The sequence below is a fragment of the Streptomyces sp. NPDC003456 genome (assembly GCF_042878735.1).
In the GTDB taxonomy this organism is placed as follows: domain Bacteria; phylum Actinomycetota; class Actinomycetes; order Streptomycetales; family Streptomycetaceae; genus Streptomyces.
Window position 1 is genome coordinate 185,600 of record NZ_JBIAOK010000001.1, and the last position, 21,993, is coordinate 207,592.

Consider the following 21,993-nt stretch of genomic DNA (forward strand, 5'->3'; position numbering starts at 1 on the left):
GGTCAGGCCCTCCACCCCTGCGGCTCGGGCCACGGCGAGCCGAGCTGGCGGTAGGTGCCCTGGTAGTCGGGCCAGTCCCGGTGATCGCGGATCTTGCCGTCGACGAAGCGGATGAGGTGGATCTGCTCGCCGGAGAAGCGGCGACCGGTCGGCGCCATGCCGACCAGGTCCCCCACGTGGCGCCCGTACAGGACGAGATTCGCCCGCACCCAGTCCCCGCGCTCCTCCAACTGCACCTCCTCCAGATGCGCCTCCTCGGAGAACGTCATACGCAGCCATTTGACGGCCATCGCGAAGGAATCGGGACCGCGCAGGTCCATGTGTTCCATCGTCGCCGGGTTGAGGTATTCCGGATGAATGTACTCCGCGACGTCCTCGGTATTTCCGGTGTTGTATGCCTCGATCATCCGGCGTACGGAATCAATCTGACTACTCATCGAATCCCCTCCACGGCGGCCCCCAAGGGCGGCGGCTACTGTCATGATTCTGAATGCCGCACGCGGGCCGGGCAAGGGAAGTATTTCCGGCTCCCTTTTCCCTCCAGGCGGACGAGCGGTCACCGTCCACCGATTCTCGATGAATTCTCCAGCTGCGTGCGTGGCGGGAACCTCAGCATGGGCGCATGGACACGGACACAGCGACCTACAAGACCGAAGTCACCGCCGCCTTCAACGGGGCCGCGGCGACCTACGACCGGCTGGGGGTGGAGTTCTTCACACCGATGGGCGGGCGGCTGGTGGAGTTCGCCGCCCCGCGCCCCGGCCAGCGGCTTCTGGACGTCGGCTGCGGCCTGGGCGCCACCCTGCTGCCGGCGGCGCGGCTGGTGGGCCCGGAGGGCAGTGCGCTCGGCATCGACATCGCCGAGGCGATGATCGAGGAGGCCGCCGGCGAGGCGGCGCGGCAGGACATCGGCAACGTCGAACTGCGGGTGATGGACGGCGAGCACCCGGATCTGCCCGTCCGCTCCTTCGACCTGGTGCTCGGCAGCTACAGCGTGATCTTCCTGCCGGACGCGCGGGCCGCGCTCGCCCGCTATGCGGGACTGCTGCGCGACGGCGGCCGCATCGCCTTCACCAGCCCGGTGTTCACCCGGGACACCTTCCCCTTCCTGCCGCCGCTGTTCACCGACCTGATCCCGATGTCCCTGCTGCGTCACCTGCCGCCCGCCTGGCACCCGGAGCAGCTGCACCGGCAGCTGCACTCCTGGCTGGAGGACCCGGCGGACCTGACGGCCGCGCTGCGCACGGCCGGTTTCGAGAACGTCCGTGTCGTGGACGAGCCGGTGGACATGACGGCCCGCTCCGGGCAGGCGTGGGTCGACTGGTCGCACACGCAGGGCATGCGCCTGCTGTGGCAGCATCTGCCGGCCGACGAGGCGGCCTCCTTGCGGGCCCGCCTCGTCCCGGCGCTGGACGCCCTGCGTGGCGACGACGGCCTGGTGCACATCGACGTCCCGGTCCGTTACGTCACCGCCGAGGTCGCCCGCTAGTCGAGGACGCCGAGGCCGGCACGCACCTCGCCGGCTCCGGCGCCCGGCGCCGGGACCGGGCCGGCCGCACGCGTCGGGCGCGCCCCTCGCCGGGCCGTGCCCCACGCGGACGACGGGGGCACCACCGCGTTGCGCGGTGGTGCCCCCGTCGTCCGTCGGGGCCGTTCGTCCCCGCCGACGGCCTCGGTGTCACGTCACGGACAGCGCCCCGTCGACGGCGAGGACCGTCCCGTTGGCGTAGGCGGCCTCCGGCCGTGTCAGCTGCACGATCCACCAGGCGATGTCCTCCGGCCGGCCGACCCTGCCTGCCGGAATCCGCTGCGCCATCTGCCCGAGGAACGCCTCGTACGCCTCCGGCGGCATGCCCGCGCGCACCCCGACGCCGGTGTCGACGACGCCCGGCGCGATCCCGACGGACCGGATGCCGCGCGGGGCGAGTTCCACGGCCCAGGTGCGGGTGAGGAAGTCGAGGGCGACCTTGGCCATGCCGTACACGGAGTTCTCCGGCCACGCCCTGCGGCCGAGCGAGCCCGCCGAGCTGACGTTGACCACGACTCCGCCGGTGGCCTCCAGCGCGTCCAGCGCCCGCTGCGTCAGGAACACCGGGGCGATCAGGTTGGTGCCGAGCTGGGCGCGGACCGACGCACGGTCGAGGCCGTCCAGCGAGGCGAATCCGGTGACGGCCGCGTTGTTCACCAGGACATCGAGGCGACCAAATTCCCGCAGCGCCGTCGTGACGATCAGCTCCGGCGCCTCCTGGTCGTGAATGTCCGCCGCCAGGACACGAATGCGCTCATGTCCGTCCGCGCTTTCCTTGAGTGTCGACTCGCTGCGCCCGACGACGAGAACATGCGCTCCGCTCTCGGCGAATGCCCGGGCGGTCGCCGCACCGATTCCCGTGCCACCGCCCGTGACGATGACGGCCTTTTCCACCGCGTTCGTCATCGCGGCCTCACGAGCACAGCGCGATGTTGACACCGCGGATGACGGCCTGCTCGGCCTCCGGACCGAAGTCCTTGTCGCCGATCGTGAACGACAGCTGCACCCGGGCGCTCAGGTCGCGGGTGGTGGCCGCGAAGGTGGCGTAGCCGGGGATGCCGGCACCGTGGCCCCACAGGTCGAGGTCGTCGTCGTTCTCGAGCTTCATGATGCCCAGGCCGTAGCCGATGCCCATCGGCAGGTTCTCGATCATCTCGGGCGGCAGCGGGGTGGTCATCTCGGTGAACTCCGGCTCGTTCAGCAGCTTGCCGCTGAACAGCGCGGTGAAGAAGGTGTCCAGGTCGGCGGTGGTGGAGATGATCTCGCCCGCGCAGCCGGCCTCGGAGGGGTTCATGAGCGTCACGTCGACGGGCTCGCCGCCGATCTGCATGTAACCGCGGGCGTGCGGCCCCGGGATGTTCGGGTCGTCGCCCGGCAGCACGGTCTCCGTGAGCCCCAGCGGCTCCAGGACGCGCTCGGTGATCTCCTCGCGGTACGAGCGGCCGGTCACCTTCTTGATGAGCAGGCCGATGACGAAGTAGTTGGAGTTGCAGTACGCGAACTTGGTGCCGGGCTCGAACTCCAGCGGCTTGGCGGCCGCGATGGCGATCAGGTCCTCGGGCTCGTAGTGCTTGTAGCGGTCACGCAGGAAGCGGTCGCCCGGCTTCTGGAACGAGTCCATGTAGTTGTACAGCCCGCTGGTGTGCTGCATCAGGTTGCGGATGGTGATCTTCTCGCCGTCGGGCAGCAGGCCCGGCAGGTAGCTCTCGACACTGCGGTCGAGGTCGATCCTGCCCTCGGCGGCCAGCTGCAGCACCACGACGGCCACGAACGGCTTGGTGATGCAGGAGATACGGAAACGGCCGTCGGGCGGGACGGGGCGGTCGGTGCCCAGTTCCGCGATGCCGGACGTCACCACGAAGGACTCCTCCCCCCGGGCGACCCGGAACTGGACGCCTGCGGCCCCGGCCGCGACGAGCCGGTCAGCGGCGCCCTGGACGGCCTGCTGGAGAGCCGAGACCCCCGGTCGGGCGATCGTCGTCTGCGTCATGTCGGGAAACCCCCATGGGATGGCAGTCGGTTGGTGCGGCGGTGTGCGGGGAGGTGCGGCGGTGTCGCGCCCGTCCCCGCGTACGGATGGGCAGAGGCTGACCCGCCCGGGTGGAGAGGCGGCCGGGCGGCGGTGGAGTCGCGCTCAGGCGAGGTCGTCGCGCGTGACCGTGCGGGCGGACACCCGCAGCTCACCGTCCTGGCGCAGCAGGACGTCGTCGCACACGCACACGCGGTGCACCCGGGACTCGCCCCCGACCTGCGAGGCGTACACGATCGCGTAGGAGCGGACGGCGACGGCCCCGTCGCTTCGCGGCCGGACGTCGAGCATGCCGATGAAGTGGCGGTGGCGCTGCCCGGCCGCGGCGAGCTCGGCCGCGGCCCGGGTGGTCGCCGCGACGAGCCCGGCCCGGCCGCGCACCGGCTCGGGCAGGGTGGGCACCGCGAACGTCGCGTCCTCGGTGAACGTGTGCGCCCACTGCTCGGCCTCGCCGAGATCGAGCAGCTGCATCTGGTGCGCGTAGAACTGCTGGACCTCCGCGTGCAACAGGGCGGACCACGTGGTGGTCTGCCCGAGCTCGGGTGCGATCGTCATGGCGTCTCCGTTCGGTCGATGCGGCCGCCCGTCACCCTGCACGGACCTGGTCGCACGCGATTGGAGAACGCCTCGAACCGCCGTCGGCGCGGCCCGCGGCGGCGTCCGGAGCGGGATCGAGCGGCCTTCCGTCCGACCTCTAGCGGCACGGGACACGGTCGAAGTCACCACGGCGACTGGAAGGAAACCGATGACGACAACGACGAAGCCCGTCGCCCTCGTTACGGGCGGGACGAGCGGGATCGGCCTGGAGGTGGTCCGGGAGCTGGGCCGGCGCGGCCACCGTGTCTTCCTGTGCTCCAGGAACGAGCAGCAGGTCAAGCAGACGGTCCAGGACCTGCGCGAGGAGGGTCTGGAGGTCGACGGCATCGCCGCGGACGTCCGCTCCCGCGACTCGGTCGCCCAGCTGGTCGCCGCCGCCGTCGAGACCTACGGCCCCATCAGCGTCCTGGTCAACAACGCCGGCCGCAGCGGCGGCGGCCCGACCGCCGGCCTCACGGACGAGCTGTGGCACGACGTCATCGACACCAACCTCACCAGCGTCTTCCTCGTCACCCGCGAGGTCCTCAACAACGGCGGCCTGACCGGTGCCCCGCACGGCCGCGTCATCAGCATCGCCTCCACCGCCGGCAAGCAGGGAGTCCTGCTCGGCGCCCCCTACAGCGCCTCCAAGCACGGCGTCGTCGGCTTCACCAAGGCCCTCGGCAAGGAGCTGGCCCCGGCCGGGATCACCGTCAACGCCGTCTGCCCCGGCTACGTCGAGACGCCCATGGCCCAGCGGGTGCGCCAGGGCTACGCCGCCGCCTGGGAGACCACCGAGGAGCAGGTCCAGGAGCAGTTCGAGGCGAAGATCCCCCTCGGCCGCTACTCCACCCCCCAGGAGGTCGCCGGACTCGTCGGCTACCTCGCCTCCGAGACCGCCGCCTCCATCACCGCGCAGGCCCTCAACGTCTGCGGCGGACTCGGCAACTTCTGACCGCGGGTCCATCGTCCCGGGTACGGGCCACCACCAGAGAAGGGACACTTGAGGTGTCGGCTGAACAGGTGCACCGCACATCGCACGACGTGGAGATCGCCGCGCCCGCGGCGGTCGTCCACGGGTTGATCTCGGACACGGTGCAGTGGCCGCTGTTCTTCCCGCCGAACGTGCATGTGGAACGGCTGGAGTTCGACGGCACGAACGAGCGGCTGCGCATGTGGGCGACCGCCAACGGCCAGGTCAAGTCCTGGACCTCGCGCCGCCGGCTGGACCCGGCCGGGCGGCGTATCGACTTCCGCCAGGAGGTCCCGGCCGCCCCGCTGACGGGTATGGGCGGCGCGTGGATCGTCGAACAGCGGGCGGAGAACGCGTGCCGGCTGGTTCTGCTGCACGACTTCACGGTGGACGGCAACCGCAGCGAGCACGTCGAGTGGGCCACTCGGGCGACGGACACCAACAGCCGGGCCGAGCTGGGCCGCATCAAGGACCTGGCGGAGCAGTGGGCCCGGCTCGATCAGCTCGTGCTGTCCTTCGAGGACAGTGTGCGGGTCGAGGCCCCGGCCGAACCGGTCTACGACTTCCTCTACCGGGTCGCGGACTGGCCCCGGCTCGTCCCGCACGTCGTCCGGCTGGACCTGACCGAGGACACTCCCGGCGTGCAGGTCATGGCCATGGACACCCGCACCGCGGACGGGGCCACCCACACCACCGAGTCCATTCGCGTCTGCTTCCCCGAGGAGGGCCGCATCGTCTACAAGCAGACCGCCACGCCGGCGCTGATGCAGGCCCACACGGGCCGCTGGACCGTCGTGCCGGACGGGTCGGGTGTCACGGTCACCTCCCAGCACAGCGTCATCCTGCGGGAAGAGGCGATCAAGCCCGTCCTGGGCGAGGACGCCACCGTGGAGCAGGCCCGCCGCTACGTACGCCAGGCGCTCGGCCGCAACTCCACCGCCACCCTCAACCTGGCCAAGCAGCACGCGGAATCGGCTCTGCCGGTCGTGTGACCGGGCGGTGTCCACCCGGGGGGCCCGCTCGGTGCGCCGGTCACCCCGTCACCCCGGTGAGGCCTGCGGCAGACGCGGTCGCCCGGCCGGCGCGTCGTCGAACCGCCGGGCGGGCACCGGCAGGGGCAGCAGCCTCGGAGCGGCCCGGCCCCAGGGGAACCCGTGGTGCAGGTGCAGCACGGGCGAGGCGTCGGTGTCGGGGTCGGAGTCGGCCAGCACGGCCACCGCGGCCAGGACATCGGGCACCGGTTCCAGTTCCAGGAAGCGCCACCGCAGCTCACCGTCGTCCCCGGGCGGCCGGAAGGCGGTCACGCCGCGGTCGTCGGCCAGGCTGAAGGAGAACGAGTCGAAGGGCAGGCCGAGGCCCAGCCCCCGCGCCTTGGAGTAGGCCTCCTTCAGCGTCCACAGCCGCAGCACCCGGCGGTCCCGGGCCCGGCCCGGCGCGGCCCGGGCCACCCACCGCTGCTCGTCCTCGGCGAAGGACGCCACGATGGCGTCGAAGCCCTGGTCGCCGCGGTCGAGTCGCTCCACGTCCACCCCGATCCGGTGCCGGCGCACCACGCCGAGAAGGTTGTGGCCGTTGGAGTGCGAGAGGTTGAAGTCCAGTTCCCGACCGCCGCGTGGCAGCCCCAGGGGCGGTTTCTGCAGGAACGGCCTGCCGCGCGAGGAACGCCAGATCACCGCCTCCGCCTCCGGCACCCCGCTCTCCAGTGCCAGCACCCGCCGCACGAGTGCGTGCGCGACGAGGTACTGGCGCCGGTCGCGCTCGAAGAGGAACCGGCCCGCGATCTCCCGCTCGTGCTCGTCCAGCCAGTGCGCGGCCAGGGTCGCGGCGATGCCCGGGGCGAGCTCGTCGTTGGGGCAGAACCACAGCTTCACCGGCTCCGGCAGGTCCCGGGGGTACCGCGGCGGGGCCTGACCGGTCATCCGGCCCGTCCCGGTTCGCCCGGGGCGCTCACGGGGGGCACCGGGTCCAGCCACAGCGGCCGGCGCAGGAACGCGGACGGCGGCAAGGACGCCACCGCTCCCCCGGCCGGCCGGGGCTCCAGCGCGGCCCAGTCGACGTCGAGCCCGGACAGCCACAGCCGGGTGAGCTGTTGGAGACGTCCACCGCGCCACAGCGCGGCCAGGTAGTCGCGGGTCTCCGGCACGGCGCCCAGGGCCAGCGGATCGGCACCGCGCCCGCGCAGGTCGGCGTACCGCACGTCACCGCCGCCGGCCCGCGTTGCCGAGAACCGGCGCAACGCGGCCTCCAGCCGGGGCAGGTCGGTGACGAGCAGCGCGATCCTGCAAGGCAGGACGGCTCGGCCGGTGCGCAGGGCCCGGGCCACGTCGGCGAGCACCGGCTCGCTCCCGTCGCCGGCCCGGCCGGTTCCCGCGCCGCGGGAGAGCCGGTCGGCCAGCCGAGTGGCGGTGGCGGCGAGGTGGTCGGGGGTGGGGGCCGACAGCAGGACCAGTTCCTCGCGGTCGCTCGCGGGATCGCGCTCGAGGGCGTCGCCGCCCGCTGCCGCGAGTGGCGGGCGGGGCGCGACGTCCTCCTCGACGACGGCGCGAGCGGTGAAGCCGCCGCCGGACACCTCGACCGTCGCGGTACGGGGCCGTTCGCACCCCTGTGCGTCGCGCGGGCGGGGCCACGGCTCGGCGACCGCCCCGTCGCGCGCGGGCGCGAGGCAGCCCTGCCCGAGCTGGAGCACGGCGGCGGTGAGCGCCGCGACCCCGGTGGCCGCCCCGGCGTCGCCGATGCGGCGCACGGTCGCCTCCCGGGTCTCGTGCAGGCCCGCGGCGGGTGCGTCCGCGACCGGGCGCCGCGGGGTGAAGCCGGCCGAGGTGGCCCGGATGACGGCGTGCACCCGGTCCCCGTCCGCGCGGGCCCGGCGCAGCGGTTTGACGATCAGTACGCCCGCCCCTTCCCCGGCCGCGGGGCGCGCCCGGGAGGGGTGCAGCAGCAGCTCGACGCCGCCGACGACGGCGGCGGCGCACTCGCCGCGGCGCAGTGCCTCGACGGCGAGGTGCAGCGCGGTGAGGGCCGAGCACTCGGCGGTGTCGACGGCCTGGCCGGGGCCGCTCAGGTCGAGGATCGCGGCCAGTCTGCCGGGCAGGCTCCAGTGCCCGCTCCTCGGCATCGCGGGCCCGCCCCGGCCGAACGTCTCGGCGGCGAGCAGGGCGTAGTCGCAGGCGCCGGCGCCGACGAAGACGCCGACCGCACGGGGTGTGCCGTCCGGGCCGGCCAGGGCGTCGAGCCGGGTCCCGGTGCAGCCGGCGTCCTCCAGCGCTTCCCAGGCGGTCTCGAGGAACAGCCGCTCCTGCGGGTCCATCAGGGCGCCCTCGGCGGGGGCGAGTCCGAAGAACTCCGCGTCGAACTCGGCGACACCGTCCAGGAAGTGCCCGCGCTGCCCCGGGGCGAGCGGCGAGGCGCCGGGCCGGTCGGCGGGCGGTTCCGAGGAGGAGGTGTCGCGGCCCTCGCGGAGGTTGTCCCAGTGGGCGTCCAGGTCGGGTGCCAGGGGGTAGCGCCCGGCGAGGCCGATGACGGCGTAGCCGTCGTCCCCCTCGGGGGTGCCGACGCAGTCCGCGGGTGCGGGCCCAAAGGCAGGCTCGGACGCGGGCCCGGAGGCGGCCCGGGCGGTGGGCAGGGGCGCGGGGTCCGGTGCGGTGGGCGCCGCGGCCTGCGGGGGCCGCACCTGCCGTGTCAACAGGCGGGTGGCCGTCTCGCGATCGAGGCTTCCGGCCTTGAACCGGGTGAGTATCTCGCGTTCGTCCATCGTCTCCGGCCGTTCAGCTGTGCGGGGGCAGCAGGCCGAGCGCCTCGTCGACGGAGATCCGGTCGTCGCGCAGCGCGTCGAGGAGGGCACCGAGGTCGGCCGGCCGGGCCGGCGGGCCGGGAGGCGGGGCCTGCACCGGGGCGGCGGGGGGTGCGGTCGGTACGGCGGTGGCCGCGATGTGGGCTGCCATCGCCTCGAGGCTGGCGTGGTCGTGGAGCGCGGCGGGCCGCTCGCGCAGGCCGTAGACGCCGTTGATCGCGGCCACGAACTCCGCGCCCAGGATGGAGTCCACTCCGAGGAGGTGGAAGGCGGCCGTGGTGTCGATGTCCCACGGGTCGCAGCACACGATGCGGGCGAGTTCCTCGCACAGCACGTCGAGAACGGCGGGCGCGGTGAGCGCGCGGGCGGACACCGGTGCGCGCGGGGACTCCGGCGCACGGGGTGCCCACAGGCCGACCGGTGTCCCGCTGCGCGGGCCCCGCTCCCGCGCCACGTGCCGGGCGAAAGCCAGGGGCGTGGGGTGGTCGAAGAGGGCGTCGGCCCGGACCGCCGTCGCGTGGCGGGCGTTGACGGTGGCGACGAACTCGACGGTCAGCAGGGAGTCGAGCCCCAGCGAGCGGAACGTCCGCTCGGGGTCGATCTTCTCCGGCTTCAGCCGCAGCACGGCGGCGAGCACGGCCACGAGATCGGTCAGCAGGTCGGCGGGCGGCGCGGTGGATGCCGCCGTGGTGAGCGAGGGGCGGTCGGGAAGCATGAGGGGACTCCGGTGAGGGTCCGTCCCTGCCGTCCGGCGACGGACGCAGAGACGTGCGGAAGGGGGCGGGCGGACGGCACGCACCCCCGTGGCTGATGGTTCGTCAGCCGATGCGGGTGAGACGCTCGTTGTTCCCGGCGGGCGCGCCGAGGGCCTCGGGCCCGGAGACCAGGATGGACCGCTGCATCCGGCGCAGCCCGGCGGAGGGCTCCAGGCCCAGTTCCCGGACGAGGGCGGTGCGCAGCCGCTGGTAGACGTCGAGGGCCTCACTGCGGCGGCCGGAGCGGTGCAGCGCCAGCATGAACTGGCCGTGCAGGGTCTCGTGGGTGCGGTAGCGGCTGACCAGGACGGTCAGTTCACCGAGCAGCTCGCGGTGCCGGCCGAGCCGCAGGTCGGCCTCGATGCGCTGGTCGAGCGCGCACAGTCGGGTCTCCTCCAGCCTCCGGGTCTCCATGTCGAGCTGCGCGCCGGTGTGCACGTCGGCGAGGGCGGAGCCGGTCCACAGGGAGAGGGCGTCCCGCAGCTGCCGGGCCGCGCCCGCGAAGTCGCCGGCGTCCATGGCGCGGTACCCCGTACCGGCCAGCCGCTCGAACTCCCGTACGTCGCTGGCGCCGTGCGAGGTGTTGAGCAGGTAGCCGCCCGGCGAGGTGACGAGCACGTCCTTGGCGGTGCGCGCCGGGGCGTCCTGCGGATCGCGCTCGATGGCCGCCGAGATGAGCTCCCGGAGCTGGAGCACGTAGGTCTGGAGGGTGGTGCGCGCGCTGCGTGGCGGCTTCTGCCCCCAGAGCTCCTCGGTCAGCGTGGCGACGGGAACCATCTGGTCCGCGTGCAGGGCGAGCAGTGCCAGCACCTGACGCGGCTTCGGTGCCGTCGGGGTCACCGAAACCCCGTTCTCCCTGACGTCCAGTGCGCCCAGTACGGCGATGTCCATGGCGTCTCCCCCTGCCCTCGCTACCGGCTTGGCCTCAAGTAAAAAACAGGACGGGCGGTTTGTCAATACCAAACCATCCGCGCTGTTTTTTCCCCACAGTCTCACTCAAGAGCCCCTGGTACCGGCACTTCTGCGCGTCAGGACAGGGAGAACCGCGCATCGAAGCAGGGTGATCGAGAGCCGTCACCCCGCAAGGAGAGCCTGCTAAAGAACCGCACGGTCTGTTTCGGGGGGTCTTCGCGGACCGCCCCCCGTGAGCCGGGGCAGCAGCAGGCCCCAGAACCGCGTGACCCGCTCTTCCGACAGCCACGCCTTGTCCGTGCTGCCGAGCACCTCGAAGCCGACCGTGGCGGCCACGACGGCGGTCGCGGCGTCCTGCGCCGACACCTCGTCGGCGAGCCAGCCGCCTTCGTCGGCCCGCAGCAGCACCTCCTCGACCCAGTGCTGCCACTCCCGCCGGATCGCGGGCCCCTCGCCCCGTCCCGGACCGTCGGGCAGCTCGAAGGCCGCCCGTACGACGGCGTCCTCACCGATCCTGGTCATCAGCCGGTGCGTGGCGTCCACCAGGGACCCCAGCGGATCCCCCGCACGCTCCCCGGCGTCCCGCACGATCCGGCGCACGATCTCCAGCGCTTCCGCCACGATGGCCTGCGTCAGCGCCTGCTTGTTCTCGAAGTGGAAGTGCAACGCGCCGTTGCTCACCCCGGCCCGCCGGCTGATCGTCGTGAGCGAGGCGCGGGCGAAGCCCTCCTGCGCGAACACTTCGGCTCCGGCACGGATCAGAGCCCGGCGCGTCAGGGCCGCGCGCTCCTGCTTGACCATCAGTCGTCTCCTGGTCCGGGCAGCGGTCCCGGCGCTCCCGGGCGGAGACGCCTGCCGTGTCCCGTCGTTCGTCGGTTACATCGGCGGGTTGCCGTGCTTGCGGGAGGGCAGGTCGGCGTGCTTGGTCCGCAGCATCGCCAGGGCGCGGACGAGGACCTCCCGGGTGTCCGCGGGGTCGATGACGTCGTCGACCAGGCCGCGTTCGGCCGCGTAGTAGGGGTGCATCAGCTCGGCCTTGTACTCCTTGACCAGGCGCGCCCGCACCGCCTCGGGGTCGTCCGCCTCGGCGATCTGCCGGCGGAAGACGACGTTGGCCGCGCCCTCGGCGCCCATCACCGCGATCTCGTTGGTCGGCCAGGCGTACGTCAGGTCGGCGCCGATGGACTGGCTGTCCATGACGATGTACGCGCCTCCGTACGCCTTGCGCAGGATCAGCGAGACACGGGGCACGGTCGCGGTGCAGTACGCGTACAGCAACTTGGCGCCGTGCCGGATGATGCCGCCGTGCTCCTGGCCGACACCGGGCAGGAAGCCCGGCACGTCCACCAGCGTCACCAGCGGGACGTTGAAGCTGTCGCACCACTGCACGAACCGCGCGGCCTTCTCGGACGCCTCGATGTCCAGCACCCCGGCCAGCGCCTGCGGCTGGTTGGCCACGATGCCGACGACCTGCCCGTCCAGCCGCGCCAGCGCGCAGACGACGTTCCGCGCCCAGCGCTCGTGGACCTCCAGGTACTCGCCGTCGTCGACGATCTCCTCGATCACCCTCGCCATGTCGTACGGCCGGCTGCCGTCGGCCGGCACCAGGTCAAGCAGCGCCTCGCAACGCCGGTCGGCGGGGTCGGGGCAGCTCGCCCGCGGCGGGGTCTCCCGGTTGTTCTGCGGCAGCATCGACAGCAGGTACCGCACCTCGGCGAGGCAGGTCTCCTCGTCGTCGTACGCGAAGTGCGCCACCCCGGACGTCTCGGCGTGCACGGCCGCACCGCCCAGACCGTTCTGGGTGATCTCCTCCCCCGTCACCGCCTTCACCACGTCCGGACCCGTGATGAACATCTGCGAGGTGTCCCGCACCATGAACACGAAGTCCGTCAGGGCGGGCGAGTACGCCGCGCCACCCGCACACGGGCCCAGCATCACGCTGATCTGCGGAATCACCCCGGACGCCGTGGAGTTGCGCCGGAAGATCCCGCCGTAGCCGGCCAGCGCCGACACGCCCTCCTGGATACGGGCGCCCGCCCCGTCGTTCAGCGACACCAGCGGCGCGCCGGCCGCGATGGCCATGTCCATGATCTTGTGGATCTTCGTCGCGTGCGCCTCCCCCAGGGCCCCGCCGAAGATCCGGAAGTCATGGGCGTAGACGAACACGGTCCGGCCCTCCACCGTCCCCCAGCCGGTGATCACACCGTCGGTGTACGGCTTCTTCGCCTCCAGCCCGAACCCGGTCGCCCGGTGCCGCCGCAGCTGCTCCACCTCCCGGAACGAGCCCGGGTCCAGGATCAGCCCGATCCGCTCCCGCGCCGTCAGCTTGCCCCTGGCGTGCTGCGCCGCCGTCGCCTTCTCGCCCGGCCCGGCCAGCGCCCGCTCACGGATCTCCCGCAGCTCGGCCGCGCACCCGCGGGCGCCGGCCGCCCCGCTCGGCACGGGGGCAGTCGTCATCGCCATGTCTGGTCCCTCCTGGGACAGGCCGAAGCGACCCCGCCCGGTCCCTGGCAATAGTAACAAACCGAATGTGCGGTTTCTTAGAGGCCGTGAGAATTCTCCGGCCGGCGCGACTCAGTGCCAGCTGCCAGGTGCCACATAGCCCGCCGGCCCGTCCCACCAGGCAGGGGGGCCGGCCGGGCGCTCGCCGCCCGCCTTCGGGCCGCTCCCGCGCAGCGCGATCAACACCGCCGCCAGGGCCGCCAGTTCTTCCTCGCTCGCATGACCGCGCTCCACCCGAAGCAGCGCCTCCGCCCGCTCCATCCGATCGCCCCCTTCCAGGGTCCGAGGAAAGGGTGGGCCGGGCCGCTCAAGAACGGCTCCGGACCCGCTTGAGGCCGGCCCCTTCGGCCGTCCGCGCGCAGCCCGTCCGGCCGGAAAACACACGGTGCAGAGCGGCGAAGGCACGGCACGTCCCGCCACCCCGGATGAAAGCCGCAGGCCGCAGGTCTTTCCCGTCGGCGGGAGGGCGGACGCGCGCCCGGAAGGACGGGCCGATCGGGAGGGGCGGGCAGCCGGAATGCCTCCTACCGCTAGAAACTAAACCGGATGGTATGTATCTTCACTGGCCTGAGCGGCCCTGCACATCTCTGACACACACTGCGGCCCAGGGGGAACAGATATGTCTGCCAGCACGTTCCGCGTGGCACAACCGATGTCCGGCATGCGGCCCGCCGAGGAGCACGACACGGCGCCGGCGCGCTTCTTCGTCGTCCCGCGCTTCCCGTCTCTGACCACGACCGTTCCCAAGGAACTGGTGCACCGCGCCAGCGTCTCCGAGGTCATGCTCACCGACTGGGCGCGCGTCGACGACGAGCACTACACGATCGCCGCCCAGTGGCCGCGCGGACACAGCTTCTTCACCACCGTGGACGGCTGCCACGACCCGCTGATCGCCGCCGAGACCATCCGGCAGGCCGGAATCCTGCTGGCACACGCGGAGTTCGGCGTCCCTCTGGGTCACCACTTCCTGGTGAGCGACCTCAGCGTCCACGTCGAGCCGCAGCACGTCCGCGTCGACTGGACCCCCGCCGTGCTCGAACTCCAGGTGACCTGTTCGGAGGTGAAGCTGCGCGGCAAGGAACTGCTGGGGTTCCGCATCTCGGTGGAGATCCACCGCGACGGCGTGCTCGCCGCGACCGGTGGCGGCTCGCTCACCTGCATCACACCCCGGGTCTACCGGCGGCTGCGCGCCGGCCGCCTTGCCGCGGACGGCATGCCGCAGGTCATCCCGCTCAGCGCGCCGGAGGCCCCGCAGATCGTCGGGCGCACCTCGCCCACCGACGTCGTCCTGTCCCCGATCGGCGAACCCGACCGCTGGCAGCTGCGCGTGGACACCCGCCACCCCGTGCTGTTCGACCACATGGTCGACCACGTGCCCGGCATGGTGCTGATGGAGGCGGCCCGCCAGGCCACGAACGCGACCCTCGGCCACGCCTCCCTGCCCCTGGACGTCGTCAGCGAGTTCAAGCGGTACGTCGAACTGGACGCCCCCTGTCTCGTCGAGGCGCGGCGCCTGCCCGCGTCGGCGGGCAAGGAGTCCGTGCTGGTGAGCGCTCATCAGGACGACGCGCTCGTGTTCCGCTGCACGGTCTCCCTGCCCTCGGCCACGGACTGACCGCAGACGGACGAGCACGGCCCGGCGGCACCCGGACGGCATCGGCCCCCGATCACCCGATCACCCGGTGACCGGGGCGAAGGCCTCCAGGTGGTCCCGGGCCCACTGGCGGAACACACCCGCCGGACGCCCGGTCAGTGCGGGCACCGCCGTGTCCACCCGGACCTTGGCGCCCGCGCGCTGCCGCTCCGCGCTGGCCAGCAGCGCCTCGACGACCGGCTCCGGATAGCGCCGGCCCAGGCCGGCCCGCGCCTCCTCCCGGCTCAGTTCCTCGAACCCGAGCGGAACGCCGAGGAGCCGGCCCAGCTGCCGGGTCTGCTCCACCGGGGTGATCGCCTCGGGGCCGGTCAGGGTGTAGGCGCGTCCGCCGTGCCCCTCCTCGGTCAGCACCCGCACGGCGGCCCGGGCGATGTCCCGGGGATCCACCACGGCGTTGGCGGCCGTCCCGTTCAGCGCGCGCACGACACCCTCGGAGCGGACGGACGCCGCCCAGGACAGCGAGTTGGACATGAACGCCCGCGGCCGCAGCAGGGTCCACTCCAGACCGGAGCCCCGCAGCGCCTCCTCGCTGGCCCGCTGCCACCGGGTGATCAGGTCGTCGGCCCGGTCGTCGAGCACGGCCGCCGCGGACAGCTTGACCACACGCTGCACGCCGGCGCCGCCCGCCGCCCGCAGGAAACGCTCGTCGTCCCGGCCCCCGACCGCGGTGGTGACGAGGAACGCCGTGCGCACCCCGGCCAGCGCCCGGTCCAGTGACCCGGCGTCCTCGAAGTCCCCGGCGACCGCCTCCACGCCGGGCCGGGCCCCGGTGACGCGCCCCGGGTCGCGCGCCATCACCCGCACCTTCACCCCGTCGGGGAGCTGCCGCAGCAGCGCCCGCCCCACCATCCCCGTGCCCCCCGTCACCAGAATCACCGCTGGCCCCCTCGTCGTGACGTCTGCTGCCCCGGATTCTGTCCAATCTCATGGCGCCCAGGGGCTGCACGAAGCCGCACCATCTGTAATATACATACTGCGCGGTTTTTTATTGGGGGTCTCCGGGCTCATCGAATGAAGGAGGCCGAAGTGGCTAAGCAGGACCGGGCGATCCGCACGCGGCAGACCATCCTGTCGGCGGCGGCGAGGGTCTTCGAGGAACGCGGCTACCAGGCGGCGACGATCAGCGAGATCATCTCCCTGGCCGGGGTCACCAAGGGAGCGCTGTACTTCCACTTCCCCTCCAAGGAGCACCTGGCCGAGGGAGTGCTGACCGAGCAGGACCACAACCTGCCCATCCCCGACCGTGCCTCCAAGGTGCAGCAGCTCGTGGACACGGTGGTGCTGCACGCCCACCGCCTCCAGACCGACCCCATGGTGCGCGCCGGCGTCCGCCTCACCCTCGATCAGCAGGCCCAGGGCCTGGACCGCAGCGGCCCCTTCGTGCGCTGGAGCGAGATCGGCAGCGAGCTGCTGGGCAAGGCTCAGGCCCAGGGCGAGTTGCTGGACCATGTCGCGACCGCCGAGACCGCCGACGTCCTGGTGGGGTCCTTCGCCGGCATACAGGCCATGTCCCAGGCGATGTGCGAGTACCAGGACCTGCCCGGGCGGGTCAGTTCCCTGCTGCGGCACATCCTGCCCAGCATCGTCGTCCCCTCCGTCCTGGCCTCGGTGGACATCACCGAGGACCGGGGCGCGAGGGTCCATGCCGAGCTGCTGGAGCGTGCCGCCCGGTACGAAGCGGCAGCCGTCAGCTGAGAGCCGGTGCGAGCACGTCTCCTCCCGCTCCGCGGGCGGTCGTGGTCCCGCCCGCACCGAAGTACGCCGTGAGGGCGGCGTCCAGCGCACCGCCGCCGGCCGCCCAGGCGATGTAGCCGTCGGGCCGCACCAGCAGCGCCTCGCAGGGCAGTCCGGCAGCCGGCTCGGCGTGCACCACCCGCAGCAGCCCGGCCCAGCCGCGGGCCTGTCCGGCGTAGGCACGGTCGCCCGAGGCGCCCAGGAGCAGCAGGAGCGGCCGGCCCGGCACCAGCAGGTCGATCACGTCCGTCCGGCCCTGCCGGGTGGTCAGAGCGACGTTGTGCAGAAACCTTCCTTCCCACGGTGAGGCGTCCGCGGCCCGCTTGGGCAGCACCGTGTCCTGGGCACTGACCATGGACGCCAGTACGCCGCCCTCCCCCTCCCCGCCCAGCAGTTCGCCGAACAAGGCGCGCAGCGGGTCGAGTTCGGGAGTGGGACGCATCAGCGCGAGTTGGGCCCTCGTATGGTCGATGACGCGCTGCCCGGCGGGCCGGCGTTCCCGGTCGTAGCTGTCCAGCAGCCCCTCCCCCGCCCGTCCCCGCACCGCGAACGCCAGCTTCCAGCCGAGGTCGACGGCGTCCAGCAACCCCGTGCTCAGGCCCTGCCCGCCGATCGGGAAGTGCACGTGCGCCGCGTCACCCGCCAGCAGGACGCGTCCCCGGCGGTAGGACCGGGCCAGCCGGGCGAAGTCGCTGAATCTGCTGAGCCACGTCGGAGCCCGCATCGGCACGTCCCGCCCGACGATCCGCGACACCTCGTCGCGCAGCTCGTGCAAGGTCGGCGGCCGGTGCCGTGCGCCGTGCGCAGCCGCGCAGTTCAGCGTCCGCAGACGGGTACCGCCACCGGGGAGGTGCTTGGCGACGACCCAGCCGCGCGGAGTACGGCACCACCCCTGCTCCAGTGCCCCCTCCTCCTCCAGCAGGACGTCACCCGCCAGCGCCGACACCGTCGCCGGGTACGTCCGGGAGTCGAACCCGGCCTGCTCGCGCACGACGCTGCGGGCACCGTCCGCCCCCACCAGGTACTGGGCCGAGCACGTCACCGGACCGTCCGGGCCGTCGGCCCTGACCCGCACCCCGTCCGGCCCCTGCCACACCTCGGTCACCCGGTGGCCGCGCACGATCAGCGCCCCCGCCGCCCGGGCACGCTCCTCGAAGTGGCGCTCCAGCTCCTCCTGCGTCCGCTTGAGGACGGGCTCCGGTTCGGCCGCGGGCGCCGAGATGCCGAGTCCCGCAATTCCCGCGAAGTGGAACGGACTGGTCGCCCGCCCCGCCTCACCCCCGGAGCGCGACAGCCCGCCCAGAAAGCCGCGCCGGACCAGGCACTGGACCGTCCGGGCGTGCAGGGTGGTCGCCTTGGGCCGCCGGGACACGGCGCTCTCCGCTTCCACGACCACGGTGGCCACCCCGTATCCGGCCAGCTCGCAGGCGAGCACCATCCCCACCGGCCCGCCGCCGGCGATCACCACCTGTGCCTGTATGCCGTCCGCCATCTCGGATCCCCCCCTGTCGCACCCCGGACCGGCGCCCGGGAGTGACGCATCGGAACTCGCTCAGCTGTACGGGTGCCGGGAAATATACCGGGTGTCCGGTTCTTTGCAATGCCTGTGAAGCGCCGAGAGGGTGCTTCCGCGTCCGGCGGCCCGCACTACCGAGCGAGTCCTGGTCCGCACACAAGGTCACCGACCTGGCCGGTCCGGGAAGCGTACGTGGAATGTGCGTGCCGCGTACGCGTTGTGGACGGTTGTGGCGGTCGGGGCGATCACGGTCGGCCCGGTGCTGCGGTCATCGGCCTCCGGCGGTGCCGGCCGTGTGCGGGTGGACGGTGGCGTGGGTGCCGTCCGGGGCCACCATCACCGCGTGGCCCACGCTGTGCAGCATGGGCAGATCGGTGGGGTGGTCGCCGTAGGCCCAGCAGTCGGCGGGGTCGATGTCGGGGTGGCGGGCCAGGAGGCGGCGTACCAGGGTGCGCTTGCCCTCGCCGATGGCCGGGGGGCCGATCAGCTCGCCGGTGAGCCGTGGACCGCAGCGCTGGAGTGCCGCGCCGAGGGTGAACTGTGCGCCGACCGCCTCGGCGATGGCAGCCAGCACGGGTGGGAAGGTGCCGGAGACCAGGGCGACCGACGCGCCCTCGGCCCGGTGCCGGCGCAGCGCGGCCAGGGTGGTGGGGAGGTAGAAGCCGTCGGCCCGGCTGCGCTCCTCGTACCACTGGCGGGCCGCGGTCTCGGCCTGCGCGGCCGGGCAGCCCCGGAAGGCCCGGTGGAAACGGCGGTTGGCCTCCGCCCGGGGCAGGCCGGCCAGTGCGCCGAGCAGTTCGTCCGCCCGGTGTGCTCCGGCGGCGCCGTGCACCTGCGTGAAGTGGTGGCGCAGGAAGTCGGGGCCGCTCTTTATGCCGATCAGTGTTTCGTCCACGTCGAAGAAGACCAGGCGGCGAGGGCTCTGCTCGGGGCGTACCCGGGCGGGAGGCCGGGAGGGTGCGGGGAGGGAGGGCGGCGTCGCGGGGCGCGGGGAGCGGGTGCGTGCGCTTCGGGTGTCAGTGGGCACCGGCGGCCACCTCTGCCGGTGCGGAGCGCGTGGTGAAGCGGGGCGCGGCGGTCGCCGGCAGTGCGACGGTGGTGAGGGCCGCGCCTGCCGGTTCGGGCGTCTGTGCGGGGCGGTCGGCGAAGTCGGCGAACACCGAGTCGGCGTACAGGGCCGCGGCGGTGTCCCGGCGCACGGCCTGGTGCGCGGCCAGGGCGTGGACGTCGCGCCAGGTGCGCTCCAGCGGCCCGGGGCCGCACGCGTGGTGTCCGGCCGCGCGGAAGAGCCGTTCGACGGCGGTGAGCAGGTGCTGTGCGGCGGCTGCCGCGATGCGGCGGTTGCGGGCCACGTCCCGTTCCGCGCGGGTGCCGGAGTCGGCCCGCAGCGCCGCGTCGGCGAGCAGGAGTCCGGCGGCCTCGATGTCGTCGGCAGACTGCGCCAGCGTCAACTGGAGCGTGGCGCGTTCGGAGGGCCGGCCGGCTCCTCTGCGTGCGGCCCACGCGGTCCATTCCCGCAGGGCGTGGCGGGCTGCTCCGAGGGCGGGTGCGCACAGCAGCAGTCCGGTGCCCAGGTGTGCCGGGGCGGTGTGGCAGCGTGACCGTCCGGGCCCGGGGGTGCCGGCCAGCACGTCCGCCAGGGAGCAGGTGCGGTGGTCGGGGACCGTCACCGGGCTGTCGAGGACGGCGGTGTGGCTGGCGGTGCCGCGCATTCCGGTGCTGCGCCACGTCTGTTGTACGTGGATGTCGGCGGCAGGGACGGCGAAGAGCCGGGCCCGGCCGCCGGGTAAGCCCGGTCGGTCCGGTTCGGGGGCGGCGAGCAGCAGCCAGTCCGCGTCCAGGACCCCGCTGACGCAGTCCCAGGCGCCGTGGAGCAGCCAGCCTCCGGTGCAGCGGGTGGCGGAGCCGGAAGGGCGCAGGGCGGCGGCGATGCGCACGTCGGGCGATCGGCCCCACAGGTCGAGCTGTCCGTCCAGGGGCAGGTGGGCGGCGTATCTGCCGTGACTCGCCCACAGGGCGGCGCACCACGCGGCGGACGCACAGCCCTCGCCGACGGCCGCGATCTGGGTGAGGAGGTCGCTGAAGGTCCCTTCGGTGCCGTGCCAGACCTCGGGTACGAAGTGCCGGGCGAAGCCGGCGCGGGTCATCAACGCGATGGTCTGCGCGGACAGCCGGCCGGTGGTGTCCGCGCTCGAGGCGTGTGCGGCGGCGGAGGCCACGGCGCCCGCCAGCTGTACGCGCGCCTGCGGCGTGCCACCCTGTGCCCCCTGGCCTGTGCAGATTTGACGCCGGTTCATCTATCGCTCTCCTTTGCTCCACGACTACGATTCATTCGGGAACGAATCTTTCTCGGCCGGTCCTTCACCACCGGGCCGGGGTGAAGGAGGTGATCAGCGTGGTCAAGCAGGCGCGTGCCCTTCGGACGCACGATCGCGTCCTCGACGCCGCCGCGTACGAATTCGCACGCTACGGCTACATGAACGCGAACCTGCAGCGCATCGCCGACCGGATCGGGTTGACCAAGGGTGCCCTGTACGGGCACTTCTCCAGCAAGGAGAAGCTGGCGGCCGCGCTGAGGGAGCATCTGTCCCTGAACGTGCGGGCGCTGCTGGACGAGGCCCGGACCTCGCCCGAGCCGGCCACGAGCCGGCTGGAGTCCCTGGTGCTCGGACTCGGCAAGCTCTTCGACACCGACCCCAGGGCGCAGGCGGCCCTGCGGCTGGAGGTGGAGGCGGCTCGGGCGGCCGACACGGTGGCTCCTCTCCTGAGCGACACCCATGGCATCGCGCTCGAACTCGTGGCCGAGGTGCAGCGGGGGCGGCACTGGGACGAGGTGCCGCCGGCCGATGCCCTGGCCGATCTGATCGTCGCGGCGTTCTGCACCGCGTTGTGGACCGGCGCCTGTGCGGGCCCGGACCGGCCCGGGCCCGGCATCGCCGCGATGTGGGGCGTGCTGATGCGCGTGATAGGGACCCGCGCGTGCGGCTGAGCGCTCGGGCTGCCGCCCCGCTGCCGGGCCCGGGCGGCTGCTACCAGGAGGCCGGGACGGCCGCCGCCGGGCGGCTGCCCACACAGGCCCAGGCGGTCCGCGCGCGGGCCAGTACGGTCTCGCCCTGGACCGCGGAGACGGACAGCTGAAACGTTTCTTGCGGGCGGGCGCCCGAGGCGCACTCCTCGACCACCAGCCGGGTGGGCCGGTCGAACTCGCCGAAGGCCAGGCACTGCACCGAGATCCGGGCCAGCGCGAAGGACAGGTCGGCGAACGGCCCGTCGCACGCCTTGTGCACCTTGAGGTGGCCGAGCTGGCGGAAGCCCTCCAGCATCACCATCAGCGGGATGTGGTCCGTGGGATGGTCGAAGAGCACCGCGTGGCCGCGGTCGACACGCAGCCGCCACTCGTCGGGCCCCGCGCCCTCCTCCAGGACGCAGTCCCGCCAGCGCAGCCGCCCCACCCGGTGCGGGGGCGTGCGCAGCACCCCGGGGGCGGCCGTGTGCACCGGTGCGGTGCCCGGCGCGTCCGCGGCACCGCCGCCGAGCCGGCGCAGCAGGCGGTAGCGCCGCTCGTCCACCATCAGCATGCTGATGGAGCCCCGGCCGCACGCGCGGCCGCCGACGACGAGCCGGAAGTCCGTCCGGGCCCCGCTCCTGCCCCGCGCGTCGTCGCCGTCCCAGGTCCACTCGCCCACCAGGAGCACCGACAGCGGTGTGCCCTCGACCCGCAGGGCGGCGGGGTCGGTGATCTCGAAGTCGATGTCGCGACCGATGAAGCGCCGGCCGAGCGGCACCCCGCAGTGCCGGTGGCCGATGTAGACCATCCCCTGGCGCAGGGTCTCCGCGAACAGCAGGGGATCGCTCAGGCCGTTCTCGTCCGGGTGGTAGAGCGCGTGGTCGCGCGGCCACTGGGCGGCGACGACGAACTCGCGGTCACCGACACGGGCGCCGTCGGTGATGAAGACCTCCGCGACGGAGCTGCGGTGCACCAGCTCACGCGTCACGGGACGTGCGAAGCTCAACGAATCGCAGG

At 73.1% G+C, this 21,993-nt stretch carries 22 protein-coding genes; 6 read left to right on the forward strand and 16 right to left on the reverse strand.

What is annotated here, in order from left to right:
• Window positions 1-2 precede the first annotated feature (2 nt).
• Window positions 3-437, reverse strand: coding sequence for a SnoaL/DnrD family polyketide biosynthesis methyl ester cyclase (locus ACFYWG_RS00500; protein WP_389198272.1), 435 nt, complete (start codon window positions 435-437; stop codon window positions 3-5).
• Window positions 438-622: 185 nt separating this feature from the next.
• Between ACFYWG_RS00500 and ACFYWG_RS00505 the strand changes: the two genes are divergently transcribed.
• Complete coding sequence (locus ACFYWG_RS00505) at window positions 623-1,489, forward strand: class I SAM-dependent methyltransferase (RefSeq protein ID WP_389198274.1); 867 nt, start codon at window positions 623-625, stop codon at window positions 1,487-1,489.
• A 189-nt stretch (window positions 1,490-1,678) separates the two neighbouring features.
• Here ACFYWG_RS00505 and ACFYWG_RS00510 read toward each other — a convergent pair whose 3' ends face one another.
• The 3 genes from ACFYWG_RS00510 to ACFYWG_RS00520 all read right to left on the reverse strand — a co-directional run bounded on the left by ACFYWG_RS00510 (window position 1,679) and on the right by ACFYWG_RS00520 (window position 4,112).
• Window positions 1,679-2,434, reverse strand: coding sequence for an SDR family NAD(P)-dependent oxidoreductase (locus ACFYWG_RS00510; protein ID WP_389198276.1), 756 nt, complete (start codon window positions 2,432-2,434; stop codon window positions 1,679-1,681).
• A gap of 7 nt (window positions 2,435-2,441) precedes the next feature.
• A complete protein-coding gene (locus tag ACFYWG_RS00515) occupies window positions 2,442-3,518 on the reverse strand; it encodes a serine hydrolase domain-containing protein (protein ID WP_389198278.1) in 1,077 nt (358 codons plus the stop codon).
• A gap of 144 nt (window positions 3,519-3,662) precedes the next feature.
• The gene (locus ACFYWG_RS00520; protein ID WP_389198280.1) at window positions 3,663-4,112 is read right to left on the reverse strand and encodes a nuclear transport factor 2 family protein; all 450 of its coding nucleotides are present in this window, start codon (window positions 4,110-4,112) and stop codon (window positions 3,663-3,665) included.
• Window positions 4,113-4,302: 190 nt separating this feature from the next.
• Here ACFYWG_RS00520 and fabG point away from each other — a divergent pair, with 190 nt between their 5' ends.
• Entirely contained in the window at window positions 4,303-5,088 is a 786-nt protein-coding gene (gene fabG / locus ACFYWG_RS00525) for a 3-oxoacyl-ACP reductase FabG (protein ID WP_389198282.1), read from the forward strand.
• Window positions 5,089-5,141: 53 nt separating this feature from the next.
• Window positions 5,142-6,098: an aromatase/cyclase gene (locus ACFYWG_RS00530; protein WP_389198284.1), complete on the forward strand. Its 957-nt coding sequence runs from the start codon at window positions 5,142-5,144 to the stop codon at window positions 6,096-6,098.
• Window positions 6,099-6,146: 48 nt separating this feature from the next.
• Here the strand turns inward: ACFYWG_RS00530 and ACFYWG_RS00535 are convergent, their stop codons facing one another.
• The 7 genes from ACFYWG_RS00535 to ACFYWG_RS00565 all read right to left on the reverse strand — a co-directional run bounded on the left by ACFYWG_RS00535 (window position 6,147) and on the right by ACFYWG_RS00565 (window position 13,326).
• Window positions 6,147-7,025 carry a 4'-phosphopantetheinyl transferase family protein gene (locus ACFYWG_RS00535; RefSeq protein WP_389198286.1) on the reverse strand — a complete coding sequence of 293 codons (879 nt, stop codon included), beginning with the start codon at window positions 7,023-7,025 and terminating at the stop codon, window positions 6,147-6,149.
• On the reverse strand, window positions 7,022-8,857 hold the full coding sequence (locus ACFYWG_RS00540) for a beta-ketoacyl synthase N-terminal-like domain-containing protein (RefSeq protein WP_389198288.1): 1,836 nt from the start codon (window positions 8,855-8,857) through the stop codon (window positions 7,022-7,024). The genes ACFYWG_RS00535 and ACFYWG_RS00540 overlap by 4 nt, the downstream gene beginning before the upstream one ends.
• Window positions 8,858-8,870: 13 nt before the next feature.
• Window positions 8,871-9,611, reverse strand: coding sequence for a phosphopantetheine-binding protein (locus ACFYWG_RS00545; protein WP_389198290.1), 741 nt, complete (start codon window positions 9,609-9,611; stop codon window positions 8,871-8,873).
• Window positions 9,612-9,714: 103 nt separating this feature from the next.
• The gene (locus ACFYWG_RS00550; RefSeq protein WP_389198292.1) at window positions 9,715-10,542 is read right to left on the reverse strand and encodes a BTAD domain-containing putative transcriptional regulator; all 828 of its coding nucleotides are present in this window, start codon (window positions 10,540-10,542) and stop codon (window positions 9,715-9,717) included.
• Window positions 10,543-10,746: 204 nt separating this feature from the next.
• Complete coding sequence (locus tag ACFYWG_RS00555; protein WP_389198293.1) at window positions 10,747-11,364, reverse strand: ScbR family autoregulator-binding transcription factor; 618 nt, start codon at window positions 11,362-11,364, stop codon at window positions 10,747-10,749.
• 75 nt (window positions 11,365-11,439) lie between these two features.
• On the reverse strand, window positions 11,440-13,026 hold the full coding sequence (locus tag ACFYWG_RS00560; RefSeq protein WP_389198295.1) for an acyl-CoA carboxylase subunit beta: 1,587 nt from the start codon (window positions 13,024-13,026) through the stop codon (window positions 11,440-11,442).
• A 111-nt stretch (window positions 13,027-13,137) separates the two neighbouring features.
• Entirely contained in the window at window positions 13,138-13,326 is a 189-nt protein-coding gene (locus ACFYWG_RS00565) for an acyl-CoA carboxylase epsilon subunit (RefSeq protein WP_389198297.1), read from the reverse strand.
• 358 nt (window positions 13,327-13,684) lie between these two features.
• Between ACFYWG_RS00565 and ACFYWG_RS00570 the strand changes: the two genes are divergently transcribed.
• Window positions 13,685-14,680 carry a ScbA/BarX family gamma-butyrolactone biosynthesis protein gene (locus tag ACFYWG_RS00570; protein WP_389198299.1) on the forward strand — a complete coding sequence of 332 codons (996 nt, stop codon included), beginning with the start codon at window positions 13,685-13,687 and terminating at the stop codon, window positions 14,678-14,680.
• A 60-nt stretch (window positions 14,681-14,740) separates the two neighbouring features.
• Here ACFYWG_RS00570 and ACFYWG_RS00575 read toward each other — a convergent pair whose 3' ends face one another.
• The gene (locus ACFYWG_RS00575) at window positions 14,741-15,595 is read right to left on the reverse strand and encodes an NAD(P)H-binding protein (RefSeq protein WP_389198301.1); all 855 of its coding nucleotides are present in this window, start codon (window positions 15,593-15,595) and stop codon (window positions 14,741-14,743) included.
• A 150-nt stretch (window positions 15,596-15,745) separates the two neighbouring features.
• Between ACFYWG_RS00575 and ACFYWG_RS00580 the strand changes: the two genes are divergently transcribed.
• Window positions 15,746-16,414, forward strand: coding sequence for a ScbR family autoregulator-binding transcription factor (locus ACFYWG_RS00580; RefSeq protein WP_389198303.1), 669 nt, complete (start codon window positions 15,746-15,748; stop codon window positions 16,412-16,414).
• Here the strand turns inward: ACFYWG_RS00580 and ACFYWG_RS00585 are convergent.
• The 3 genes from ACFYWG_RS00585 to ACFYWG_RS00595 form a co-directional block, all read right to left on the reverse strand.
• Window positions 16,407-17,945 (reverse strand): FAD-dependent monooxygenase, encoded by a 1,539-nt coding sequence (locus ACFYWG_RS00585; RefSeq protein WP_389198306.1) that lies wholly within the window; start codon window positions 17,943-17,945, stop codon window positions 16,407-16,409. The genes ACFYWG_RS00580 and ACFYWG_RS00585 overlap by 8 nt on opposite strands.
• A gap of 292 nt (window positions 17,946-18,237) precedes the next feature.
• Window positions 18,238-18,996, reverse strand: a complete 759-nt coding sequence (locus tag ACFYWG_RS00590) for an HAD family hydrolase (RefSeq protein WP_389198308.1) — start codon at window positions 18,994-18,996, stop codon at window positions 18,238-18,240.
• Entirely contained in the window at window positions 18,986-20,266 is a 1,281-nt protein-coding gene (locus ACFYWG_RS00595; protein WP_385415555.1) for an acyl-CoA dehydrogenase family protein, read from the reverse strand. The genes ACFYWG_RS00590 and ACFYWG_RS00595 overlap by 11 nt, the downstream gene beginning before the upstream one ends.
• Window positions 20,267-20,364: 98 nt before the next feature.
• Between ACFYWG_RS00595 and ACFYWG_RS00600 the strand changes: the two genes are divergently transcribed.
• Window positions 20,365-20,958, forward strand: a complete 594-nt coding sequence (locus ACFYWG_RS00600; protein ID WP_385415558.1) for a TetR family transcriptional regulator — start codon at window positions 20,365-20,367, stop codon at window positions 20,956-20,958.
• 40 nt (window positions 20,959-20,998) lie between these two features.
• Here the strand turns inward: ACFYWG_RS00600 and ACFYWG_RS00605 are convergent, their stop codons facing one another.
• Window positions 20,999-21,964: a ScbA/BarX family gamma-butyrolactone biosynthesis protein gene (locus ACFYWG_RS00605; RefSeq protein WP_389198311.1), complete on the reverse strand. Its 966-nt coding sequence runs from the start codon at window positions 21,962-21,964 to the stop codon at window positions 20,999-21,001.
• Window positions 21,965-21,993 lie beyond the last annotated feature (29 nt).